The 5,501-nt window shown below is 35.9% G+C and carries 4 protein-coding genes; 3 read left to right on the top strand and 1 reads right to left on the bottom strand.

Annotation, left to right across the window (positions count from 1 at the left end; translation table 11 throughout):
- Positions 1-10: 10 nt before the first annotated feature.
- The 3 genes from ACERII_RS25490 to ACERII_RS25500 all read left to right on the top strand — a co-directional run bounded on the left by ACERII_RS25490 (position 11) and on the right by ACERII_RS25500 (position 3,743).
- The gene (locus tag ACERII_RS25490) at positions 11-961 is read left to right on the top strand and encodes a family 43 glycosylhydrolase (protein WP_373645813.1); all 951 of its coding nucleotides are present in this window, start codon (positions 11-13) and stop codon (positions 959-961) included.
- A gap of 153 nt (positions 962-1,114) precedes the next feature.
- A complete protein-coding gene (locus tag ACERII_RS25495) occupies positions 1,115-2,713 on the top strand; it encodes a xylulokinase (protein WP_373645809.1) in 1,599 nt (532 codons plus the stop codon).
- 391 nt (positions 2,714-3,104) lie between these two features.
- A complete protein-coding gene (locus tag ACERII_RS25500) occupies positions 3,105-3,743 on the top strand; it encodes a hypothetical protein (protein WP_373645811.1) in 639 nt (212 codons plus the stop codon).
- A gap of 600 nt (positions 3,744-4,343) precedes the next feature.
- On the opposite strand, the gene ACERII_RS25505 is transcribed toward ACERII_RS25500, so the two are convergent.
- Positions 4,344-4,949 carry a biotin transporter BioY gene (locus ACERII_RS25505; protein WP_373645812.1) on the bottom strand — a complete coding sequence of 202 codons (606 nt, stop codon included), beginning with the start codon at positions 4,947-4,949 and terminating at the stop codon, positions 4,344-4,346.
- Between the last annotated feature and the right edge of the window lie 552 nt (positions 4,950-5,501).

The following is a 5,501-nucleotide window of genomic DNA, read 5'->3' on the forward strand; positions in this document are numbered from 1 at the left end:
AGAAGATAGTATGTTTAATTCAGAATGCTTTCGCGGCGTTAATTTTTACGACGTTAATTGGGATGTTAAGGGAGCGATTTGGGCCCACGATCCAGTGATTAGCAAGGAAGGGAACCGCTGGTATGTATTTCATACAGGAAGAGGCATTGGGGTGAAGTCATCCGAAGACGGAGTTAATTGGAAGCAGGAAAAACCTGTTTTTTCCTCCTTGCCGGAATGGTGTAAGGAATATGTACCAGAAAAAGATGAGGAGAGTATTTGGGCTCCTGATATTGCTCTACATAATGGAGTTTATTATTTGTATTATTCCGTCTCTACTTTTGGGAAAAATACTTCCGTTATTGGCTTAGTAACCAATACGACGTTGGATCCAAAACACCCTGACTTTGAATGGAAGGATCAAGGTTATGTCATCCATTCAACAGCGGACGATGATTACAATGCCATTGATGCCAATCTTATTGTGGATGAGGAAGGACGCCCTTGGTTAAACTTCGGTTCCTTCTGGGGAGGAATTCAGCTTATTCAATTGGATTCAGAAACAATGAAGCCGGCACAGGATGCAAAGCTAATGACGATAGCAACAAGGCAGTTGGAACCAAATACGATTGAAGCACCATTTATCGTACATAAGGAAGGTTACTTTTATCAGTTTGTGTCATTTGACTTTTGCTGCCGGGGGGTAGACAGTACTTATAATATAGTGGTCGGTAGATCGAAGGATATTACTGGAACATATATAGATAAAAATGGAGTATCTATGATGGAGGGGGGCGGAACCTTAATTGATGCAGGAGATGATCGCTGGATCGGTCCTGGGCATTGTGCTGTATTCTTCTCTGGAGACTCCAGCATTCTCGTAAATCATGTATACGATGCTAGGAACGAAGGGAAGCCAACTCTACAAATTAGGCCGCTGTTTTGGGATGAAAAAGGTTGGCCGTATTTAAAAAGCAAGTAGTGAATTTTTTATCAACAATTAATATTTTTACTTGTAAAGTTTAACGTTCCTTTAGAGGAATTTATTTCAGATTAAGAAAAGTATGAAGTGGCTCAGTAAAGGGTAAGTATTTTAGAATACGTATATAGGTAATCGATTAAGGGAGGAATCATCATGCATAATAAAGTTAAGGATGTCATTCAGAATGGGAAAACATCGCTTGGTATTGAATTTGGCTCAACTAGAATTAAAGCGGTTCTCATCGGAGAAAATAATGAACCAATTGCCTCTGGTAGTCACAATTGGGAGAATAGCTATGAGAACAATATTTGGACGTATAGTGCTGAGGAAATTTGGAAGGGATTACAAAACAGCTATCTAAAGATGGCTAACGATGTGAAACAACAATACGGAGTTAGTTTACAAAAAGTAGGAGCCATTGGTTTTAGTGGAATGATGCATGGTTATATGACTTTCGATGCGGATGGAGAGCTTCTTGTACCATTCCGTACGTGGCGTAACAATATTACCGAACAAGCTTCTGCGGAGTTAACGGAACTTTTTAATTATAACATCCCTCAAAGATGGAGTATTGCCCATCTTTATCAAGCGATCTTAAACCAAGAAGAACATATTGGTAATATTAGCTTCCAAACCACGATAGCTGGTTATATCCACTGGAAGCTTACAGGAAAGAAAGTTCTAGGTGTTGGAGAAGCTTCCGGTGTATTCCCAATTGACTTAAATACGAAGAAATATAATCAAACAATGCTTACTCAATTTAATGATCTCATTGCACCAAAGAATCTACCATGGAAATTGGAGGATATTCTCCCAGAGGTATTGGTAGCTGGTGAAAACGCTGGTGTCCTTACCGAAGATGGAGCAAAGCTATTGGATGTTACTGGAGAGTTACAGGCTGGTATTCCCCTTTGCCCTCCAGAGGGGGATGCAGGAACTGGTATGGTCGCAACAAATAGTGTAGCGAAGCGAACTGGTAATGTGTCTGCTGGTACATCTGCTTTTGCTATGGTTGTATTGGAAAAGGATTTGTCCAAAGTACATCCAGAAATTGATCTTGTAACCACACCGACAGGTAATCTAGTAGCGATGGCTCACTCGAATAACTGTTCTTCAGACCTGAATGCTTGGATAGGGTTATTTGAAGAATTTGCAAAATCTATGGGGATGGATGTGGACCCAGATAAGTTGTATGGAACGTTATTTAATATGGCCCTTCAAGGAGATTCTGACGGTGGCGGTTTACTTTCCTATGGTTATTTATCGGGGGAACACATGACTCATTTTGAAGAAGGGCGTCCATTGTTTGTTCGTTCTTCCGGTAGCAACTTCAACCTTGCTAATTTCATGCGTGTTCATTTATTTACAGCGTTTGGTGCCATGAAATTAGGAATGGATATTCTTTTAAAGGAAGAAAATGTAAAGCTTGATGAAATATTAGGACATGGTGGAATATTTAAGACAGAAGGTGTTGGCCAAAGTATCTTGTCCGCTGCTCTCAATGTTCCTGTTTCCGTTATGGAAACTGCAGGAGAAGGGGGAGCATGGGGTATTGCTCTTCTTGCATCCTATATGGTTAACAAAGGGGATAATCAAACTCTAGAAGAGTATTTAAACAATAGAGTTTTTGCAGGTCAAAACAGTGTGACCGTATCTCCTGATCCAAAAGATGTGGCAGGATTTGAACAATTTATGGAACGCTATACAAAAGGACTTGCAATCGAAAGAGCAGCCGTAGACAATCTTAATTAATAAAATTTCTTTCACTATTCAACTGGATTATATTGCTCTCATTGGGTATTAGTTAAAAAAAGTTCGATCTATATAGGGTGATGACTGCAATCGTAGTTTTCAACAATGCTTACTTAGTATAAATATGTAAATATTTTTATCTGTTTTAAAATCCAGACATTGAAAATATAATTTTCAATGTCTGGATTTCTTCTTTTTTAAGCCTCCCTTGAAAAAACACTTTTCCATTGTATCCGTACAAAACATATTTCTCATAGTTCACAAAAAGTTCAGGGACCTGGTCCCTGAACTTTTTGTGAATTGTTTGCAATATATATGAAACATTTCCCAGTTGTCATACGTCTAATTAATATAGAAGAAAAATGAGATTAGTAGAAAATGGGGAATTACTATGAGTAAGGTAACTTTGCAAAGAGGAACTGTAGCAATACTGTTATGTGTTATTACATTTCTTGTTTACATAAAAAATATAAATGGGAGCGAATTGGATCAACATGAGATTATGGCTAGGTATTATGAAGTAATTAGTAAAGTAGAAAAGTTATACGGAAATCATCAGCATGCTGATGGTGAATTCTATAATGGATCACTAGATGATATTGCAAAGGTAGAAGAATTTTTAAGACCGTACATGACAGAAGAGACTGTATCTGAAGTAATTAATCATTTTTTTAGAGAATCAGAGGATCTATTAGTTTATGCTGGGAACTTTCAGGACTATTTATTAACTTCCAGAGAATCATATTATTCTCCAAATCTTAGCGAGGGTTATTATAGTTTAGTGCGAGATACAATACTAAACCCAGGGTTGAAGTTAGTTCTAGATGAACAGATTACAATCAATAAAAAGGAAGATAAATATATTATTGAAATAGACGACATTACTATTCGCTATTATAATGAATCGGAAGGAATGTATCATTATAGTAGATTAGGATTTCCTCCTAGCGATTGTTTAAGAGCGACCTTTACTTTTATTACTAGAGATGGGGAATTAGTTTTATCTAATTTCAATGTTCGGTCATTATAAATCAGGTTAAACCTACAGAGGATAGTTACTATTTGTATAAAAAGATTTTGTTCTATATAAAAATAGAAGGAATGCCCAGAGGAAAACTAGTCTGGACATTCCTTTTGTTAAAAGATAAGAAATTATAACATTTTTGGACTTAGAAAGTTGTCTAGCTCCAGGCGCCATGACCTCGTGTCAAATAACCTGGACGATGAAAAGAAAAAAGCACTTTTTTTGTCTAGCTACATCTGCTATCTGCTATGAAAAATAACCTTCCAGTTGAAAAAGTAAAAAGCACTTTTCAATTGAAAGAACATTTTTCTTCGCAGATTGCAAGCGGATTCCGCTTTTCATTCGTCCAGAACATGTGCATTTCGCCGGGAGTCAGGATGTCGACATGACACCTTGCGCTTTTCTTAATTTCGGACTCATAATGTAATAACTTTTTTGCACCTTAGAAAGATATATAGCTATAGGCGCTATCCCTCGTAAATTATAATCTGCCCGATTAAATACAAAAAGCGTTTTTTTATCGACAAATCTTTTTATTTCGGAGTTAAGTAGGAACATTCCGCCGTTAATCTCAAGTGGGTAGATCCATGGAGCATCTTCTACATTTTAAGCTGGACGTTGAAGTTGATTTGTTTTTGAATGTTCTACTGCTGCAACAAGGCGAGGGCATATAGAAGCTGCTGCTGCAGTAAAAATAACATCTTTAATAAAAAAAGGAAGATTGCCAATAATTGTAGCCAATAATGTTAGATCGCTTAACTCTAAAATATATTGAGAGTAAAGATATAGATAAGGAATTCCGATTCCATAATTTATAAATAACCCAGCAAAACACGCGATGAAGTATGTAAGGGTAGAGCGTTTTTTTGATTTTTCAATTATGTAACCCACAATAAATGCAATGAAGATAAAAGATAGAATAAATCCAAACGTAGGTCTTGTAGCGACCGCAAGTCCTCCTTGCAAGTTTGCAAATATAGGTGCACCTAGTAATCCCACAATTGCGTAGCCAACCATAGCAAACGTACCTAATTTCATCCCTAATAAAACCCCAGCTAAGATTGCAATAAGCGTTTGGAAAGTGAGCGGAACTGGTCCAATCATAATAATTGAAAATAAATTAGCGCTTATAGCCATCAGTGCGATAAACATTGCTGCTTTTGTTAAATTAATTACTGATAATAATTTCTTTCTGTTTTTATTTGATTCCATAGTTATTCCTCCTCTATTCGTTAACCGCATTATGTTATGCGTTAACGATAGCGTATAATAGCGAAGGTTTTATTGTCAACCACAATATTATATGGTTAACGGAAAATATTAATTTCTTTCTTTATTAATGAGCTTTTAGCTCAAAAAGGTAACTATTTTGGAACAATTAGATTACATTTTAAATGTTTGTTACTTAACATAAATCTTGAACCGAGACGTGGGGGCATCGCTATATAATAAAGTATGTATATTATGAAGAGGGAAAATGTTGCGTACTTAACTATTTATTGACGTAAAGAAAGATACATTAAATATTACATTGCCGAAGTAAAGTATTATGATAGAAAAAAGTTTTAGTTTCTATTGACTCTTGTTGAAAATCTATATATACTTTTCAAGTCGTCAAAAAAACTGATGTATAGTTTAAAATAAAAAACAAAAAACTATTGCAATGACCAAGTTATCGTGATATAGTATTAAATGTCGCTAAAAACAAATGACAAAAAACATTGTAAAAGTTGTTGACAAACATTTTTGTATTTTATATAATAC

This window comes from Evansella sp. AB-rgal1, from assembly GCF_041820985.1.
Lineage (GTDB): Bacteria > Bacillota > Bacilli > Bacillales > Salisediminibacteriaceae > Evansella.

Bases quoted from the DNA above. Each gene is read 5' to 3' on its own strand.
- ACERII_RS25490 (WP_373645813.1), top strand. From the start codon at position 11: ATGTTTAATTCAGAATGCTTTCGCGGCGTTAATTTTTACGACGTTAAT.
- ACERII_RS25495 (WP_373645809.1), top strand. From the start codon at position 1,115: ATGCATAATAAAGTTAAGGATGTCATTCAGAATGGGAAAACATCGCTT.
- ACERII_RS25500 (WP_373645811.1), top strand. From the start codon at position 3,105: ATGAGTAAGGTAACTTTGCAAAGAGGAACTGTAGCAATACTGTTATGT.
- ACERII_RS25505 (WP_373645812.1), bottom strand. From the start codon at position 4,949: ATGGAATCAAATAAAAACAGAAAGAAATTATTATCAGTAATTAATTTA.